Origin of the sequence: Xanthobacter sp. AM11 (assembly GCF_047444035.1) — a bacterium.
Lineage (GTDB): Bacteria > Pseudomonadota > Alphaproteobacteria > Rhizobiales > Xanthobacteraceae > Xanthobacter.
The window spans coordinates 719,716-736,723 of sequence record NZ_JBLAOA010000001.1 but is presented as its reverse complement, the minus strand read 5'-3'; the positions used below and the strand labels follow the sequence as shown (position 1 = coordinate 736,723).

At 71.1% G+C, this 17,008-nt stretch carries 17 protein-coding genes; 10 read left to right on the top strand and 7 right to left on the bottom strand.

Translation table 11 applies throughout. The features are described 5' to 3' along the window. Positions 1–49: 49 nt before the first annotated feature. The 7 genes from ACI7BZ_RS03520 to ACI7BZ_RS03490 all read left to right on the top strand — a co-directional run bounded on the left by ACI7BZ_RS03520 (position 50) and on the right by ACI7BZ_RS03490 (position 4,918). Positions 50–694, top strand: a complete 645-nt coding sequence (locus ACI7BZ_RS03520; RefSeq protein WP_414115812.1) for a TetR/AcrR family transcriptional regulator — start codon at positions 50–52, stop codon at positions 692–694. A 64-nt stretch (positions 695–758) separates the two neighbouring features. Then, positions 759–1,376 carry a class I SAM-dependent methyltransferase gene (locus tag ACI7BZ_RS03515; RefSeq protein WP_414115811.1) on the top strand — a complete coding sequence of 206 codons (618 nt, stop codon included), beginning with the start codon at positions 759–761 and terminating at the stop codon, positions 1,374–1,376. A 53-nt stretch (positions 1,377–1,429) separates the two neighbouring features. Then, positions 1,430–2,014 carry a histidine phosphatase family protein gene (locus tag ACI7BZ_RS03510; RefSeq protein WP_414115810.1) on the top strand — a complete coding sequence of 195 codons (585 nt, stop codon included), beginning with the start codon at positions 1,430–1,432 and terminating at the stop codon, positions 2,012–2,014. Then, positions 2,011–2,727: an orotidine-5'-phosphate decarboxylase gene (gene pyrF / locus ACI7BZ_RS03505; RefSeq protein ID WP_414115809.1), complete on the top strand. Its 717-nt coding sequence runs from the start codon at positions 2,011–2,013 to the stop codon at positions 2,725–2,727. Before ACI7BZ_RS03510 ends, pyrF begins: the two co-directional genes overlap by 4 nt. A 14-nt stretch (positions 2,728–2,741) precedes the next feature. Beyond that, on the top strand, positions 2,742–3,386 hold the full coding sequence (locus ACI7BZ_RS03500; RefSeq protein ID WP_414115808.1) for a DUF1330 domain-containing protein: 645 nt from the start codon (positions 2,742–2,744) through the stop codon (positions 3,384–3,386). Between the two features lie 62 nt (positions 3,387–3,448). After that, positions 3,449–4,264, top strand: coding sequence for a 4-hydroxy-tetrahydrodipicolinate reductase (dapB, locus tag ACI7BZ_RS03495; RefSeq protein ID WP_414115807.1), 816 nt, complete (start codon positions 3,449–3,451; stop codon positions 4,262–4,264). Positions 4,265–4,294: 30 nt separating this feature from the next. Then, positions 4,295–4,918, top strand: a complete 624-nt coding sequence (locus ACI7BZ_RS03490) for a 2,3-bisphosphoglycerate-dependent phosphoglycerate mutase (RefSeq protein ID WP_414115806.1) — start codon at positions 4,295–4,297, stop codon at positions 4,916–4,918. 101 nt (positions 4,919–5,019) lie between these two features. Here the strand turns inward: ACI7BZ_RS03490 and ACI7BZ_RS03485 are convergent, their stop codons facing one another. The 3 genes from ACI7BZ_RS03485 to ACI7BZ_RS03475 all read right to left on the bottom strand — a co-directional run bounded on the left by ACI7BZ_RS03485 (position 5,020) and on the right by ACI7BZ_RS03475 (position 8,036). Continuing rightward, entirely contained in the window at positions 5,020–5,946 is a 927-nt protein-coding gene (locus ACI7BZ_RS03485) for a sugar kinase (RefSeq protein ID WP_414115805.1), read from the bottom strand. A 152-nt stretch (positions 5,947–6,098) separates the two neighbouring features. Next, positions 6,099–6,845 carry a lysozyme inhibitor LprI family protein gene (locus ACI7BZ_RS03480; RefSeq protein WP_414115804.1) on the bottom strand — a complete coding sequence of 249 codons (747 nt, stop codon included), beginning with the start codon at positions 6,843–6,845 and terminating at the stop codon, positions 6,099–6,101. A 3-nt stretch (positions 6,846–6,848) separates the two neighbouring features. Continuing rightward, positions 6,849–8,036: a pyridoxal phosphate-dependent aminotransferase gene (locus ACI7BZ_RS03475; RefSeq protein ID WP_414115803.1), complete on the bottom strand. Its 1,188-nt coding sequence runs from the start codon at positions 8,034–8,036 to the stop codon at positions 6,849–6,851. 222 nt (positions 8,037–8,258) lie between these two features. Between ACI7BZ_RS03475 and ACI7BZ_RS03470 the strand changes: the two genes are divergently transcribed. Beyond that, positions 8,259–9,038, top strand: coding sequence for an HpcH/HpaI aldolase family protein (locus tag ACI7BZ_RS03470; protein ID WP_414115802.1), 780 nt, complete (start codon positions 8,259–8,261; stop codon positions 9,036–9,038). 172 nt (positions 9,039–9,210) lie between these two features. Here the strand turns inward: ACI7BZ_RS03470 and ACI7BZ_RS03465 are convergent, their stop codons facing one another. From ACI7BZ_RS03465 to ACI7BZ_RS03455, 3 genes are all read right to left on the bottom strand, one after another. Continuing rightward, positions 9,211–10,809: an AMP-binding protein gene (locus ACI7BZ_RS03465; RefSeq protein ID WP_414115801.1), complete on the bottom strand. Its 1,599-nt coding sequence runs from the start codon at positions 10,807–10,809 to the stop codon at positions 9,211–9,213. 101 nt (positions 10,810–10,910) lie between these two features. Next, a complete protein-coding gene (locus tag ACI7BZ_RS03460; RefSeq protein ID WP_414115800.1) occupies positions 10,911–11,450 on the bottom strand; it encodes a CAP domain-containing protein in 540 nt (179 codons plus the stop codon). Positions 11,451–11,554: 104 nt separating this feature from the next. After that, on the bottom strand, positions 11,555–14,146 hold the full coding sequence (locus ACI7BZ_RS03455; RefSeq protein WP_414115799.1) for a DUF3772 domain-containing protein: 2,592 nt from the start codon (positions 14,144–14,146) through the stop codon (positions 11,555–11,557). Positions 14,147–14,457: 311 nt separating this feature from the next. Between ACI7BZ_RS03455 and dapE the strand changes: the two genes are divergently transcribed. Then, the gene (dapE, locus tag ACI7BZ_RS03450) at positions 14,458–15,654 is read left to right on the top strand and encodes a succinyl-diaminopimelate desuccinylase (RefSeq protein ID WP_414115798.1); all 1,197 of its coding nucleotides are present in this window, start codon (positions 14,458–14,460) and stop codon (positions 15,652–15,654) included. Positions 15,655–15,674: 20 nt separating this feature from the next. Further along, positions 15,675–16,445, top strand: a complete 771-nt coding sequence (locus tag ACI7BZ_RS03445; RefSeq protein ID WP_414115797.1) for an alpha/beta hydrolase — start codon at positions 15,675–15,677, stop codon at positions 16,443–16,445. Positions 16,446–16,702: 257 nt separating this feature from the next. Here ACI7BZ_RS03445 and rpmB read toward each other — a convergent pair whose 3' ends face one another. Then, entirely contained in the window at positions 16,703–16,999 is a 297-nt protein-coding gene (gene rpmB, locus ACI7BZ_RS03440) for a 50S ribosomal protein L28 (RefSeq protein WP_414115796.1), read from the bottom strand. Positions 17,000–17,008: the final 9 nt, after the last annotated feature.

Below are 17,008 nucleotides of genomic sequence, written 5' to 3'. Positions count from 1 at the left end.
CAATATTCATAAAATGAACATCGTTCATGTCAAGCGCGGAGGCGCAAGCGTGCCCGAATCCCCGCCGTCCCCCGCCCCGCCGCCCGCATCCCCGCGCGCCCGCCGCAAGGAGGATGCGCGCGCCCGCATCCTCGCCGAAGCCCGCCGCATCGTGCTCGACCAGGGGTTCGAAGCCCTCACCATGCGGCGCATTGCCGAGGCCGCAGGCTATTCTGCCGCCGCCCTTTACCTGCATTTCGAAAACCGCGATGCCATCGCCCGGGAGTTGGGGGAGGCCGGCATGCGCGGCCTTCTGGCCGCCCTGGCGGAAGCGGGCGGCGCGGCCGATCCCGTCGTCCGGCTGCATGCGCTCGCCCGCGCCTATGCCACCTTCGGGTGCAGCGAGCCGGAAACCTACCGACTCATTTTCATGGAGCCGGGTTTCGCCGCCAGCGCCCTGGCGGGAAAGGATGCGGCCGGGGCTGCGGCATTTTCGCTGCTCGCAGGCGTGTTCCTGGACCTCGAAAGCGCCGGCCGGCTCCGCGCCGGGCAGGACCCGGCCGCCCTCGCTACGACCTTCTGGATCCTCGTGCACGGCACGGTCAGCCTCAAGCTCACCTGCTCCGCCTTCCTCACCGGCTCGCAGGACGCGCTTCTGTCGGCGGCGCTGGACAGTTTCCTCCACGGGGCGTTGCGAACGGATGGCAAACCTTGACCGGGCCTCCTTTCCCGTCTAAGCGCCTGACATCCGATCCAATCGGGTGCCCGAGGTGCCGTTGATGCTTCATTCCCACGACCGTCGCAGCCAGCTTCACCAGCCGTCGCTTTCGAAGCCGCATCTCAAGGATGAAGTGCGCTTCCTGCAGTCGTGGTTCCAGAATCCGCTGAAGACCGGTGCCGTCTCCCCGTCGAGCCCGGCGCTGGCCAAGATGATGGCGAGCTATCTGGACCCGAAGCTGGACGGCCCCGTGATCGAGCTTGGACCAGGCACCGGCCCCGTCACCAAGGCCTTGCTGCAGCGCGGATTTGCGCCAGAGCGGCTGTTCCTCATCGAATACAACCCGGAATTCTGCGCCCTGCTGCGGCTGCGGTATCCCGGTGTTACGGTGATCAATGGCGACGCCTACGCCCTGCGCAAGACGCTGGCGGACCGGCTGCCGGGCAAGGCGGTGGGGACCATCTCCTCTCTGCCCCTCTTCACCATGCCGCAGGTGGAGCGCCACCGGATGGTGAACGAGGCGTTCGACCTCTCCCACCCCGGTACGCCCTTCGTGCAATTCACTTATGCGGTGGTTTCTCCGGTGCCGCTGGTGCCCGGCGCCATCGAGGGGGAGCGTTCGCCGCGGGTTTGGATGAACATTCCGCCCGCCCGCGTCTGGGCCTATCGCCGGCCCTGAGCCGCAGGAGCCGGCGCCGCCCGGCGCCGGCACTCATTTCCGCCGGGGCCGCCGTGACGGACTTCCTCTATCTGACCCATCCGCAGGTGAAGGTGGACCCCACCGTCCCGGTACCCCGCTGGGGCCTGTCGGACCTGGGCCGGGAGCGGACCTGCGCCTTTGCCGCCCGCTTCGATCTAAGCCATTATAAACGCATCATTTCCTCCACCGAGGAAAAGGCGCTGCAGACCGCCGCCATCCTCGCCCGGGCGCTTGGCCTCGCCGTCGAGGTGCGCGAGGGGATGGAGGAGAACGACCGCTCCGCCACCGGCTACCTGCCCGAAAGCGCCTTCCAGGCCATGGCCGACGCCTTCTTCGCCCGCCCGCTGGAGAGCGTCGCCGGCTGGGAGCGGGCGGTGGATGCGCAGGCCCGCATCGTCGCCGCCATCACTGCCGCGCTTCTTGAGGTTCGAGAGGATCGACAGGTTCCGGTCATCTTCGTCGGCCATGGCGGGGTCGGCACCTTGCTTCTGTGCCACCTGGCGGGCTACCCCATTTCCCGCGCCCACGACCAGCCGCCGGTGGGCGGGGGATGCTGGTTCCGCGCTACGGCCGAGGGGCGCGTGGACCGGTGGCGCACCATGGAGGAGGCCGCATGAGCGACGCCCAAGCCGAAGCCCAAGCCCAAGCCCGCGACCGCCTGATCGTCGCCCTGGACTATGCCAATGTCGGCGCCGCGGAAGCGCTGGTGTGGCAGCTCGGCGACGTGGTGAATTTCTACAAGATCGGCCTGGAGCTGACCATTGCCGGGGGGCTCGACCTTGCCGCCGACCTCATCGGCGCCGGCAAGCGGGTGTTCCTCGACCTCAAGCTGCACGACATCGGCAACACGGTGGAGCGCGCCACCGCCATGGCCGCCGAGCGGGGGGTGACGCTGCTCACCGTCCATGCCTATCCACAGACCATGGCCGCGGCGGCCCGGGGGGCGGCGGGCAGCGGGCTCAAGGTGCTGGGCGTCACCGTGCTCACCTCCTATGACGACGCCGACCTTGCCACCGCCGGCTATGCCGCCGGGGTGTCGCAGACGGTGCGGATGCGCGCCGCGCAGGCGGCGCAGGCGGGGATCGCCGGCGTCATCTGCGCCCCCACCGATGCGGCCATGGTGCGCGCCGTTCTGGGTCCCGACCGGCTGGTGGTGACGCCGGGGGTGCGCCCGCGCGGCGCCGACCTCGGCGACCAGAAGCGCATCGCCACTCCGGCCGAGGCGGTGGCGGCGGGAGCGGACATGATCGTGGTGGGCCGGCCCATCACCGCCGCCGAGCATCCGCTGGCGGCGGCGCGCGCCATTCTCGCCGAGCTGGCCGGCGGCTGAAGGGGGACGGGGCGATGGCCAAGGGGTACTGGTTCCTCAATCTCGATGTGGTCAACCCGGTGGACTACATCACCTACCGCAACGCCAACCAGCGCTACGTGGACGACCACCACCTGCGCTTTGTGGTGCGCGGGGGCGATTTCGAGCAGCTGGAAGGCATCAAGCGCCATCGCAACGTGCTGGTGGAGATGGACAGCTTCGACGCCGCCGTGGCCACCTATGATGCGCCCGATTATCAGGCCGTGCGCGCCCTGCGCCGCTCCACCGCCGTGGCCGACCTTGCCGTCGTGGAAGGCCATGCGGGCCCCCAGCCCGTGCCGGCGCCGCCGCCGGAGGGCACGCCGGAGCATCCCCGCGGCTATTGGATGGCCCGGGTGGATGTGACCGACCCGGAACGCTACAAGGATTATGAGGCCGCCGAGGCCGAGCCGTTCGCCGAATATGGCGGCTGGTTCCTGGTGCGCGGCGGGCGCCACCGTCTGCTGGAGGGGCACGGGCGCGCGCATTACATGGTCGTCGCCTTCCGCGACGTGGCCACGGCCCGCGCCTGCTATTTCTCTGCGGGCTACCAGCGGGCCCTTGCCATTCGCCGCGAGGCATCCGTCGCCGACCTGCTGCTCATCTCCGGCTTCACCGGCCACGAACTGCCGCCGGGCTGAGCCGGATCGCCCTCCGATTGATTGATTAAAGGCGGGTCTGCCGCCTTCGAAGGGAGTTTGCCGTGTCCGACCTGCGCATCGTCATCGCCGGAGCCGGCGGCCGGATGGGCCGCACCCTGATCAAGGCCATCCTGGACACGCCGGGCCTCGCCCTCGTGGGGGCGCTGGAGCATTCCGCCTCCACCCATCTAGGCGAGGATGCCGGGCTCATGTGCGGCACGCGCCCCACCGGCGTGACGGTGGAGAGCGACGCGGCCCCGAGCCTCAACGGCGCCGACGTGGTGGTGGATTTCTCCACCCCCTCCGCCTCGGTGCGCCTGGCGGAGAGCCTGGCGGAAGCCGGCATCGCCCATGTCATCGGCACCACCGGCTTTTCCAGCGCCGACACTGCGGCCATCGCCGCCGCCGCGCGCAAGACCCCCATCGTGAAGTCCGGCAACATGAGCCTCGGGGTCAATCTTCTGGCGGCCCTCACCCGCAGGGTGGCGGCGACGCTGGGCGAGGGCTTCGACATCGAGATCGTGGAGATGCACCACAACCGGAAGGTGGATGCGCCCTCCGGCACCGCCCTGCTCCTGGGGGAGGCGGCGGCGCAGGGGCGCGGCCGCACCCTCGATGATTGCGCCGAGCGCGGCCGCGACGGGATGACCGGCGCCCGCAAGCCCGGGGCCATCGGCTTCGCCAGCCTGCGCGGCGGCTCGGTGGTGGGCGAGCATATGGTGATCTTCGCCGGCCCGTCCGAGCGCATCGAGCTGGCCCACAAGGCGGAGGACCGCATGATCTTCGCCAATGGCGCGCTGGCCGCCGCCCGCTGGGCGAAGGGCCGCGAGCCGGGCCTCTATTCCATGGCCGACGTGCTGGGCCTTGCCGATTTCTGATCCCGCTTTCTTCATCCGCGGAGCTTTTCCATGTCCGATCGCATCCTCGTCCTCGTCCGTCACGGGCAGAGCGAGTGGAACCTGAAGAACCTGTTCACCGGCTGGCGTGATCCAGGCCTCACCGAGCAGGGCGTGGCCGAGGCCGGGCGCGCCGGCGCGCTGCTGAAGGCCGAGGGCCTCGGCTTCGACGTGGCCTTCACCTCCGACCTCGGCCGGGCGCAGCGCACCTTGTCGCTCATCCTCGACGCCATGGGGCAGCCGGAGCTGAAGACCCACCGCAGCCAGGCGCTGAACGAGCGCGACTATGGCGACCTCTCCGGCCTCAACAAGGACGATGCCCGGGCCAAATGGGGTGACGAGCAGGTGCATGCGTGGCGCCGCTCCTATGACGTGCCGCCCCCCGGGGGCGAGAGCCTGCGCGACACGGTGGCCCGCACCCTGCCTTATTATGTGCAGGAGATCCTGCCCTGCGTGCTGCGCGGCGAGCGCACGCTCGTGGCGGCCCACGGCAATTCCCTGCGGGCGCTGGTGATGGTGCTGGAGCGGCTGTCCCCGGACGGCATCACCAAGCGCGAGATCGCCACCGGCGCCCCCATCTTCTACCGCCTCGCGGCGGATTCCACCGTGCTGGAAGCCCGCGACATGGTGGGCTGAGGCGGGGCGCTTTCAGCGCCAGACCCGCCGGTTGAGGACGCGCGGCCGCCGTTTCGACGGACCTGCGCGCCGGTCCTCAGCCTGGGCTCTTGAGTTCCCCCTCAGTGCGCCGTCACGCCCGCCTGGGCGGCGCGGGGGATGATGGCGCCGCGGTGCATGATGACTTCGGCGGCGAGGCGGTGGCCGGCCAGGGCGGCCTCTTCCGGCGGGGCGCCGGACAGGCGGGCGGCCAGATAGCCGGCGTTGAAGCTGTCGCCGGCACCCGTGGTGTCCAGCGGCGCCACCTGCCGCTCCACCGGCACTTCCACCGTGCGCCCGTCCGCATGGATGAGAGCGCCGCCGGCCCCGTTCTTCACCACCACCTCATTCACCCCGAAGGTGGTGATGCGCGCGATGGTGGCGGCGGGGGAGGCATCGCCCCACAGGGCCGCCTCGTCCTCGAAGGTGGGCAGCGCCATGGACGAGCGCTTGAGCGCCTCGGCGAACACGGTGCGCGCCCGCTCCAGCTCGCCGCCCCAGCCGCGGGGGCGGAAATTGCCGTCGAACACCCGCCAGGCCCCGCCCTCGCTGCCGGCCAGCTCCAGCGTGGCGAGGAAGCGGCCGAGGCCGGTGTTGGTGTAGAGCGAAAGGGTGATGCCGGAGAAATAGACCGCCCGTGCCGCCACCAGCTCCGCCGCCACCTGCTGCCAGCCGTCAAGCTCGAACAGGGCGCGCGCGGGGGCGGTGTCGCGCCAGTAATGGAAGCTGCGCTCGCCGCCGGCGTCGGTGGTGATGAGATAGAGCCCCGGCACCCGGCCCCGGGCGCGGGGCACCAGGCTCATGTCCACCCCTTCGGCGGTGCCCAGGGCCAGGATGTCGTCGGAGAAGGCGTCGTCCCCCAGCGCCGTGGCATAGGCCACGTCCACCCCGGCGCGGGCGAGATAGACCGCGGTATTGAAGGTGTCGCCGCCGAAGGCGAGGCCGAAGCGGCCATCCGAGCCGCGGGCGAGTTCCACCATGACCTCGCCGACGCAAACCACCCTGGACATCGCCCCTCCGCCGTCTTGCTGTGTCGCCACCTTTGGACCCGTCCCGGGACGGGCGCAAGCCGGCGCGCGCGGGCCCGCCGGTTCGGCCTTTTTCTACCATACAAGTTGCGCCGGGCGCGCCCCCCGGTGCTGCGCGGGCGTGCCGCAGGGCCTCAGTCCAGCGGCGGGGGCACGGCGTGGGTCCAGGTGCCGCCGCGGTCCTGCGGGCCCTGCGGGCCTTCCGGCAGGGGCATGGGCGAGCCGTAGCGGGCGCGCAGGTCGGTGGCGCGGCGGGTGTTGGCCTCGATGAGGCACAAGGCGCGCTGCTCGAAATTGCCGATGCCCCGCGGCCCTTCGAACGGGGCGACGCTCTGGCAGTCGAAGGTGCGGAACAGCAGGAAGCGGGACTGGGCCTCGTCCAGCAGCGACTTCCATTTGGCGCGCTGCACGCCGGGCAGGTCGGTGCGGGCCTCGATCACGGCGATGGCGTTGGCCACCTCCGCTTCCAGCGCCTGCTCGGAGGTGCGGGTGTTGTCATAAAGGCAGCGATTGTACTGGCGGCCGGAAAGGCGCTCCCGCGGGCAGGGGCTGGAGCGCTGCCAGCGCTCGGGCGCGGTCGGGGCGGTCTTCGCTGCGGCCGTCGTTGCAACCGTCGTTGCAACCTTGGCGGCCGGGCCGCTGGCGGCGGGGGGCGGGGCGGTGTCGGTGCGGGCGGGATCGGGGAGTGCCGCGTCCGGTGTCCCCGTGTCCGCCGGCGCCTCTTCCGACGGTGCGGCTCCGATCATCTCCGGCGCCACGCCGGCGGGGGGCGGGGGGGCCGGCCGCGTGACGTAGAGCAGCAGCGCCGGCGCAAGGGCCACGGCGAGGAGGAGGACGGCCGGTGCCCGCCGCCGCCACACGCCGCCGCCCGCGCCCGCCACCGGTCAGGCGACCTTGCGCGATGCCGCGAGGAAGTCGCCCATGCGCTCCAGCGCCGCCGTGATGTTCTCCCGCGAGGTGGCATAGGACAGGCGCAGGTAGCCTTCCCCGTGGATGCCGAAATCCGGCCCGCCGATCACCGCCACCCCGGCCTCCTCCAAAAGCGCCGAGGCCAGCTGCTTGGCCGCCGGCCAGCCGGTGCCCGATACGTTGGGGAAGGCGTAGAAGGCGCCCTTGGGCGTGGCGCAGGAGACGCCCGGCAGGCGGTTCAGCCCCTCCACCACCATGCGGCGGCGGGCGTCGAACTCCGCCGTCATGGCGAACACGGCATCCTGCGGGCCTTCCAGCGCGGCGATGCCGGCATATTGGGTGGCGGCGTTGACGCAGGACCAGCAATTGACCGCCAGCTTGCGCACCTTGTCGCACAGATCCTTCGGCCAGATGGAATAGCCCAGCCGCCAGCCGGTCATGGCATAGGTCTTGGACCAGCCGTTGAGCAGGATCAGCCGGTCGCGGATCTGCGGATAGGCCAGCAGGGTGCGGTGTTCCGCGCCGTCGAACAGGAAGCGGTCGTAGATCTCGTCCGACAGCAGCGCCACGTGGGGGTGGGCCTCCAGCCCCTTCACCAGCTTGTCGATCTCGGCCGCGGGGGTCACGCCGCCGGTGGGGTTGGCGGGGGAATTGATGATGAGGAGCCGCGTCGCCGGGGTGATCAGCGCCAGCGTCTCCTCGGCGGAGAAGGCGAAGCCGTTCTCCTCGCGGATGGGCACGGGCACCGGGGTGGCGCCGGTGTGCTCGATCATGGAACGGTAGATGGGGAAGCCGGGGTCGGGATAGAGGATCTGCGCCCCCGGCTCGCCGAACAGGCGGATGGCGGCATACATGGTGACCTTGCCGCCGGGCACGATCATTACCAGGTCGGGGTCCACCTCTACGCCGGTGCGGCGGTTGAGGTCGCCGGCCACCGCCTCGCGCAGGGGCAGGATGCCGTTTGCGGGGGTGTAGCCGTGCTGGCCGTCGCGCAGGGCCTTGATGGCGGCCTCGACGATGTGCCCGGGGGTGCGGAAATCCGGCTGGCCGATGCCCAGGTTGAGAATGGAGCGCCCCTGTGCCGCCAGCGTCGTGGCCCGGGCGAGGACGGCAAAGGCATTCTCCTCGCCGATGCGGTCGAAGGCGGGAACGGTGGTGAGCATGGTGGACTCCTTGGGGGTGGGCGTCTCCTCCGGCCGGGCCTTTGGTCCGGCCGGCCGTGGCCCGATGGCGGCATCTTCCGCGCCGCTTTTTCGGGGACGACTGGATAGCATTGATGGGCGGGGGAGGGGAGTGGGGCGGGGCGCTTTGCAGGCGGGCGGCGCCCGGCGATAGTGGCGGGCGCGCTTCGAAGCAGGTGCGCCAATCGAGGAAACCCCGCCCCCATGTCGCTGCCCCGCAACACCCTGCCCGCCAATCCCTTCAAGCATGCGCTTCACGCCGGCCGGCAGCAGATCGGCTTCTGGTGTGCCATCCCGTCCAACTACACCAGCGAGATCCTCGCCGGCGCCGGGTTCGATTGGCTGGTGCTGGACACGGAGCATTCCCCCAATGAATTACCAAACGTATTCAACCAGTTGCAGTCGGTGGTGGGCGGCAGCGCCGAGCCGGTGGTCCGGGTGCCGTGGAACGATCCTGTCACGCTGAAGCGCTTCCTCGACATCGGCGCCCGCAGCTTCCTCATTCCCATGGTGCAGACGGCCGATGAGGCGCGGGCGGCGGTGGCGGCCACACGCTATCCGCCCCACGGCATCCGCGGCTATGCGGTGGCCTCCCGCGCCACGAAATTCGGCCGCACGGTGGATTATTTCGAGCGCTGCGCCGAGGAAATGTGCGTGCTGGTGCAGGTGGAGACCATCGAGGCGCTGGAGCGGGTGGAGGAGATCGCCGCCGTGCCGGGGGTGGACGGCGTGTTCATCGGCCCCGGCGACCTCTCCGCCTCCATGGGCCTGCTGCACCAGCCCACCCATCCCGACGTGGTGGCCGCCATCGAGGCCGGGCTCGGCCGCATCCAGGCGGCGGGCAACCGCGGCGGCGTGCTGGTGGGCGATCCGGCCCTGGCCCAGCGCTACATGGCGGCGGGCTCGGTGTTCACCGCCGTGGGCGTGGATGCCGCCGTGTTCGCCCGCACGGTGGATGCCATCGCCCGGCAATACCTGGGCTGAGGACGCAGGCCGGCCGAACGCAGGGCTCCAAGGGGCTCGCGCGTTCTTCTTCTGAAGTTTAGAAGCGCGAACCACCGAGCAAATGGGTTCAATCTGCTCGGATCAGTCTCTAAATTATTGATAGAGAACGTTTTACCGCTCAGCTTGCGATGCAGGCTGAGCGGAACGCGCTCTAATCCCGCAGCAGGCGGCGAATGACCTTGCCGGTGGTGGTGAGCGGCAATTCGTCCACGAATTGGAAGGCGCGGGGATATTCATAGGCCGCAAGGCGGGTCTTCACGAAGGCGGCGATGTCCGCCTCCAGCGCCGGCCCGGGGCTGTAGCCCGGCAGCAGCACGATGACGGCCTTCACGATCTCCGTGCGCAGGGCGTCCTTGCGGCCCACCGCCGCCGCCAGCGCCACCGCCGGGTGGCGCAGCAGCACGTCCTCGATTTCCGCCGGGCCGATGCGGTAGCCGGCCGAGGTGATCACGTCGTCGTCGCGGCCGAGGAAGTGGAAATAGCCCTCCTCGTCCTGCTGGGCCAGGTCGCCGGTGCGCAGCCAGCCGTCCTGCACCTTCTCCGCCGTGGCCTCCGGCCGGTTCCAATAGGTCAGGAACATCACCGGGTCGGGGGCGCGCACGGCGATTTCCCCCATCTGCCCCGGCGGCAGCCGCTGCCCGTCCGGCCCCAGCACCGCCACGTCATGGCCCGGCACCGCCTTGCCGGTGGCTCCCGCCTTCGCCACCCCCAGCGCCGCCGAGGAGCCGATGACATAGTTGCACTCGGTCTGGCCGTAGAATTCGTTCACCGCCACGCCCAGGGCCTCGCGCCCCCATTCGAAGGTTTCCGCCCCCAGGGCCTCGCCGGCCGAACCCACCGTGCGCAGATCGAAGCCGAAGCGGGCCTTCGGGTTCGGCACGGCGCGCATCATCTTCAGCGCCGTGGGCGGGATGAACACGTTGCGCACCCCGGCGCGGGCGAGCAGGGCGAAGGCGGCCTCGGGCTCGAACTTGCCGCGCGGCTGCGCCACCACCGGTACCCCCAGCGCCAGCGCCGGCAGCACGGTGTTCAAAAGCCCGCCGGCCCAGGCCCAGTCGGAAGGGGTCCACATGCGGTCGCCCGGGCGGCCGATGCCCTCATGGGTGAAGGTCACCCCGCTCACATGGGGCAGCAGCACCCGGTGGCCGTGCAGCGCCCCCTTGGGCTGGCCGGTGGTGCCGGAGGTGTAGATCATCAGCGCCGGGTCGTCCGGGCCGGAGGTGATGTCCAGCGGCCGGTCGGACGCCGCCTCCAGAAGCGCGCCGAAGGCCAGCGCCCCGGTCCGCGCCCCGTCCACGCAGATGAGGAGGCCGGGCGCCGCCGCGGCGCCGGCCACCTTGGCGAGGCCCGCATCGTCGGTGACGAGGGCCTTTGCGCCGGAATCCGCCAGCCGGTAGGCGATGGCCTCCACCCCGAACGCCCCCGCCAGCGGCACTGCGACGGCTCCCAGCTTGTAGACGGCCAGATGGCACACCAGCACTTCCAGCGACTGGGGCAGCAGGATGGCCACCCGGTCGCCGGGGCGGATGCCGTGGGCGCAAAGGGCATGGGCGAGGCGGTTGGAGGCCGCCGCCAGGGCGCCGTAGGACACCGGGCGGACGTCCGCGCCATCGGGCAGGAACAAAGCCGGCCGCCCCGGCTCGCGCGCGGCGATGGCGTCGCAGGCGTGCACCGCCATGTTGTAGCGCGCCGGAATGTCCCAGCGGAACGCGCGGCGCCGGCGCTCATATTCACTCGTATGCGCCAGCATCACCGGCCCGTGCCCTTCTGCCCCCGCAATTGCTGCGGCGCACGCTACAGGCTCGCAACGGCCAGGTCCACGGTGTCGTTTGCCGCGACCGGAACGATGCCTCAGCGGCCGGGGGCGTCCGGCTCGGCCAGGATCAGGGCCCAGTACACCTTGTATTTGGAGTTGGGCGCATTGGCGGTGGCGATGCCCATGCGGGTCATGCCGGGGGCCAGCATGTTCTTGTTGTGGCCGGGGGAATCACGCCAGCCGGAGAAGGCTTCCGCCAGAGTGTGGTAGCCGGCTCCGACATTTTCCACCGCGCGGGCGGCGTCGTAGCCCGAGGCCTTCATGCGCGCCATGAAGCTGCGGCCGCCCACCTCGTGGGAGAGGTTGTCGGCCTTGGCCATGGCATTGGCCTGGTCCTGGGCGATGCGGCTCAGCTGCTCGTCCACGCTCACCGCCGGCAGGCCGCGGGCGGTGCGGTAGTCGGTCAGGATGGAGGCGGCGGCGGCCGGGTCCACCGGCTTACCGGTGCGGGCGAGGTTGGTATAGAACGAGGGCTGCGCGTTCAGGTCGGTGTCGGTGGTGCCGCAGGCGGACAGAAGCAGCGTCAGCGCGACGCCGGCGCCGGCGAAGAGGGGACGAAGGGCGGTGGCGCGCATGGCAGGTTCCGGCTGGCGGGGGGACAGGGGCACCCCGCCCCCGTCGCGGCTTTCCGCCTTGTGCGCCGCGCGGGGTTGAGGAAGCGTTAGCGCCGGCTGCGGCCTCATTGCAGGGGGTCCGGCGGCGCGGGCGGGGCGGGCACCATGTCGGCCGGGGCGCGCGCCAGCGAGGCCCAGGGCTGCGCCGAAATGCCGATGCCGGCCTTGCGGAAGCGGGCGAGCACCTGGAAATGCAGGTCGCTCTTCACGGTGAGCGAATAATCCACATTGGCCACCACGCAGCGCAGCTCGAAGGCCATGCCCGCATCGGCGAACTTCATCAGGAACACCCGCGGCGGCGGCGATTGCAGCACCTGCGGATGGTCGCAGGCGCAGGCCACCAGGATGTCGCGCACCTCCTCCGCGTCCGCATCGTAGGAGACGTTGACGGCGACGATGATGCGCCCGGTGGTGTTGGAGTGCGTCCAATTCTTCACCATGCCGGTGATGAGGTCGGAATTGGGCACGATCACCGTGGCGCGCTCGAACGTCTCGATCTCGGTGGAGCGCACCGAGATGCGCCGCACATAGCCTTCCTCGCCCTTCACATTGATGGTGTCGCCCACCCGGATCGGCCGCTCCGCCAGCAGGATCAGCCCCGAGACGAAGTTGGACACGATGGATTGCAGGCCGAAGCCGATACCCACGGAGAGGGCGCCGGCCACGAGGGCGATGTTTTCGAGGTTCAGCCCCAGCTCGCCCATGGACACCATGATGGCGACGATGGTGCCCACATAGCCCACGATGGTGCCGATGGAGGATTGCAGCGAGGTTTCGAGCCCGGTGCGCGGCAGCAGCGCGGAGGATACCCAGCGCTGGAACGCCCGCGCCACCACCAGGCTCACCAGCAGCAGCGCCACCGCATAGAGCACGCTCGACAGGGTGATGGTGGTGTTGCCGATGCGCAGGCCGAAGGTGGCGCGCTCCACCGTGTCCATCACGTCGGCGGTGGAGGTGCCCCAGCTGCCGGCGATGAGGAAGGCCGCCACCACGAACAGCAGCACCTTCAACAGGCCGGAGACGATGACGCCGATGAGCTCCAGGCTGGTGGGCTTCAGCCCCAGCGTCTTGGAGAGGGCGCGGGCGCGCGGCGTCTCGGCCGAAAGCCCCTCGCCAAAGAAGGAGTCGATGAGGGCATAAAGCAGGTAGAGGCAACCCAGAACCGCCGCCGCCACCACCATGCGGGCGGCCACGAAGGCGGCGAAGCTGATGTAGCCGGCCACCAGGGCGCCGATGAGGAAGGCCACCGCCACCCACACCACCAGCCGCAGCCAGGTCTGGCCCCCGCCGCTCGCCGCCGCCGGGGCGGCTTCGGTGCCGGCCGCCGGTTCGGCGGGGGTGTCGTCGGTGCGGGCGAGGTTGACGAGGAAGCGGGCGATGAAGCCGGCGATCAGAAGCGCCATGAGGGCGCTGGTGACCACGGTGAGGCCCACGGGCACGAACAGCACCCGGTGCAGCGCATTGAGGAAGGCGGCGATGGCCAGGGTCCACACCGCGAAGGAGAAATAGCGGAAGGCCACGGCCGCGGCCTTGTCCGAGAGCGCCGGCAGGCGTCGCCACGGCTCGTCCGGCGCCAGCAGCGCCCGCGCCACGCCATTGCCGATGGCCTTGATGAAGACCGCCACCACCAGCCCGCGCACCAGCTCTTCCGCGCGCGGCGGCACCACGTCGAACGCGCCGAGGAAGGCCACCGCGGCCAGCGTGGCGGCCGGCCCCACCGAGGCGTTCAGGACCACCACCTTCAGCGCCTCGCGGGCGGACCGCAGCCGGGTGAAGGCCTCGCCCTCGCCCGGGGCCGGGGTGCGCAGGCGGCGGCGCAGGAAGCGCCCGCCCGCCACCACCGCGCCGAGAATGCCGACCGCGCCCAGGAAGATGCCCAGCGCCGGCAGGGAGCCGTGCCGGCGGGAGGAATAGGCCGACCAGTCGCTGACGAAGAAGTTCAGCGAGCGCAGTTCCCGCGAGAGGGCCGATGCGGCGCTGGACCACAGGGAGGGGTCGAGGATGCTGTCGGCCCGCTCGAACAGCTGGCCGGTGAACAGGGCGCGGCGGCGCGAGCTGATGCGGTCGGAAATCTGCTCGCCGCGCAGGTACAGGGCGCGGTTCAGCTTCAGCACCGCCTCAAGCTCGGCAGTGAGCTTCTGCAGCCGTTCGCGATCCGCCGTCACCGTCGGGTCTTCCGCCGCGCCGTCGGTTGGCTTGGCGCCGAGGGCGCCGAGGCGGGTGTGGGAATCGGTGATGCGGGGGGCGATCTGGTCCGTCACCGCCTGCAGGTCGCGGCGGGCGGGGTCGAGGCGCTGGCGCAACTCGTCCAGGTCCACCTGCCGCAGGCCCTCCACCGCCAGGGCGGCCTCCAGCGCATCGAGGCCGGAGCGGGTGGCGTCCAGCTTCTCGCGGGCGGCGACGATGGTGGGGTCCGGCGGGGTCGGCGCAGGGGGCGGTGCAGGTTTGGCGGCGGTTTCCGGCGCGGCCGGTGCCGGGGTTGCGGCCTGTGCGGGGGCCGGTGCGCCCGGGGGCGCGGCTTCGGGCGCCGGGCCCGCGGGCGCCGATTTGGCGGGCGCGGCGCCGGCCGGGGCCGCTTGCTGCGCGCCGGCTCCCGCCGCCGCCGTCAGGACCAGGACGAGCGCGACCAGAGCGGCCGCGGGCTTCACCAGATGCATGTCGTACCTCCGCGGCGGCTTCCTGTCGCCCGAAGGCGGCATCCTCGTGGCGGACCTGTGGACGCCGGCAGGCCCGCCGGCCCAAATGCGCGCCATTCGCGCCGCCGCACCGGCTTCGCCTGCGCCAACGTGCGGAAGGGCGGGCGCCTTTCGCGCTGGAGCAGAACCGGCCAAAGTGCGAAGGGTTTTGCGTCCGGATTTGCGTGCTGGCAAGATGTCGGTGCATGTCCGGTGAACCGGCGTTCGCCGGCCATGCCCCCATTCGCAAGCCTCCCGGCCCGATGCCGGCGGGAGGCGAGAGGCTTTCCTTGATGACCGGTGCCGTTCCCGTCAAGCCCCCGTCGGGGGGCGAGCTGTCCGATCTTCCCGCCCGCGATGCGGTGGCCCTGGCAGCGGCGCTCATCCGCGCCCCGTCGGTGACGCCCGATGCCGGGGCGGCGCTGGAGCTGGTGGCGCGGCTGCTGGAGGAGGCGGGCTACCGCGTGGAGCGGCTCACCTTCGCCACCGCCGGGGTGCCGGTGGTCAATCTCTACGCCCGCATCGGCGAGACATCGCCCAATTTGTGCTTCGCCGGCCATGTGGATGTGGTGCCCGAGGGCGATGCGGCGCACTGGGCCCATGGCCCCTTCTCCGGCACCGTCGCCGACGGGCTGCTTTATGGCCGCGGCGCGGTGGACATGAAGGGCGCGGTGGCCGCCTTCCTCGCGGCGGCCCTCGCCTTCGGCCGGCCGGCCCGGGGCAGCCTCTCCTTCCTCATCACCGGCGACGAGGAGGGCCCCGCCCTCGACGGCACGGTGAAGGTGGTGGAATGGCTGGCGGCGCGCGGCGAGACCATCGACCATTGCGTGCTGGGCGAGCCCACCAACCCGCAGGCCTTGGGCGATGCCTTCAAGGTGGGCCGGCGCGGCAGCCTTTCCGGCATCCTCACCGTGGCCGGCGTGCAGGGGCATGTGGCCTATCCCCACCTGGCCGACAATCCGGTGCCGCGCCTGCTGAAGCTGCTTGGCGCGCTCACCGCCGGGCCGCTGGATGAAGGCACGGCCTTCTTCCCGCCCTCCAACCTGGAGGTGGTGTCGGTGGACGTGGGCAATCCCGTGTTCAACGTCATCCCGGCCGCCGCCACCGCGCGCTTCAACGTGCGCTTCAACGACCGCTTCACCCTCGACAGCCTGAAGGCGGAGATCACCCGCCGGCTGGACACCGCGGGCACGCCCTATGCCCTGGCGTTCCGGCCCGGGGCGAGCCAGAGCTTCCTCACCACCCCCGGCCCGTTCGTGGACCTGGTGGCCGATGCGGTGCAGGCGGAGACCGGCCGCCGGCCGCAGGCCTCCACCTCCGGCGGCACGTCGGACGCGCGCTTCATCAAGGACCTGTGCCCGGTGGTGGAATTCGGCCTGGTGGGCCGCACCATGCACCAGGTGGACGAGGCGACGCCGGTGGCCGACGTGGAGGCGCTGACCCGCATCTACGCCCGCATCATCGCCAGCTATTTCGCCACCTTCGCCTGATCCCCGCCGCAGGACCGCTCATGACCGCCGCAGAAGTCTTCTCCCGCCTGCCCGTGGACGGGCGCGACATTGCCGTGCGCACCCTGCCGGGGGCCGCGCCCGGCCTGTTCTGGCTCGGCGGCTTCAAATCCGACATGACCGGCACCAAGGCCGAGGCGCTGGCCGGCTGGGCGGCGGCGAACGGCCGGGCCAATGTGCGCTTCGATTATTCCGGCCATGGCGCGTCCGGCGGGGCGTTCGAGGATGGCACCATCTCCCATTGGCTGGAGGAGGCGGTGGCGGTGTTCGATCGCGCCACCACCGGGCCGCAGGTGGTGGTGGGCTCGTCCATGGGCGGCTGGATCGCGCTGCTGCTGGCCCGCCTCCTGGCGGCACGCGGGCACACGCGGGTGAAGGCGCTGGTGCTGGTGGCCCCGGCGCCGGACTTCACCGAGGCCCTCATGTGGGAGCGCTTTCCGCCGCCGGTGCGGGGGCTGATCGAGACCACGGGGCGCTTCCTGAAGCCCTCCCTCTATGGCGAGGAGCCCTATGTGATCACCCGTTCCCTCATCGAGGACGGGCGGCGGCATCTGCTGCTCGGCGCGCCGTTCGCCGTGGGCTGCCCGGTGCGCATCCTGCAGGGGGCACGGGACGAGGATGTGCCGTGGGAACACGCCATGCGCCTCGTCACCTGCCTGGCGCAGGACGACGTGGTGTTCACCCTGGTGAAGGATGGCGACCACCGGCTGTCGCGGCCGGAGGACATCGAGCGCCTGCTCGCCGCCGTGGCGGCATGCGCCATCCCGGCCTGATGCCGGCGGCCCGTGACTTTTGCCCGTGAGCTTGGCCTGTGAGCCTGGCCCATAAGCCTGGCCCGCGGCTCAAGCCCGCGCGGCGCTTCGGCGAACCCGCCTGAGCGAACCTGCTCGGCACCGGTCAAGGATCCGGGCCGATGGTGGGAGAGGGCGGGCGCGGCCCGGCGCGCTTGCGGCGTGCAAAAACCGCGGACGTTGCCGTCCGCGGTTCAAAACGCTCAGCCCCAAAGGGCAGGACCCGTGAAGGGCCGAATTCAGGCCGCTTCGGCCGCCGCCAGCGCCTTGGTGAGCTGACGCTTCATCTCCAGGGCGCGGGGGGAGAGTTCCTCGTCGCGGGCCTTCTTGAGGAAGGCGTCGAGGCCGCCGCGGTGGTCCACGCTCTTCAGCGCATTGGCGCTGATGCGCAGGCGGATGGTCCGCTTCAGCGTCTCGCTCTCCAGCGTGACATTGCACAGGTTCGGCAGGAACCGGCGCTTGGTCTTGCGGTTCGAGTGGCTCACGAGGTGGCCGCTGAGAACCCCCTTGCCGGTCAGGTCACACCGCCGGGACATGGCAGACGT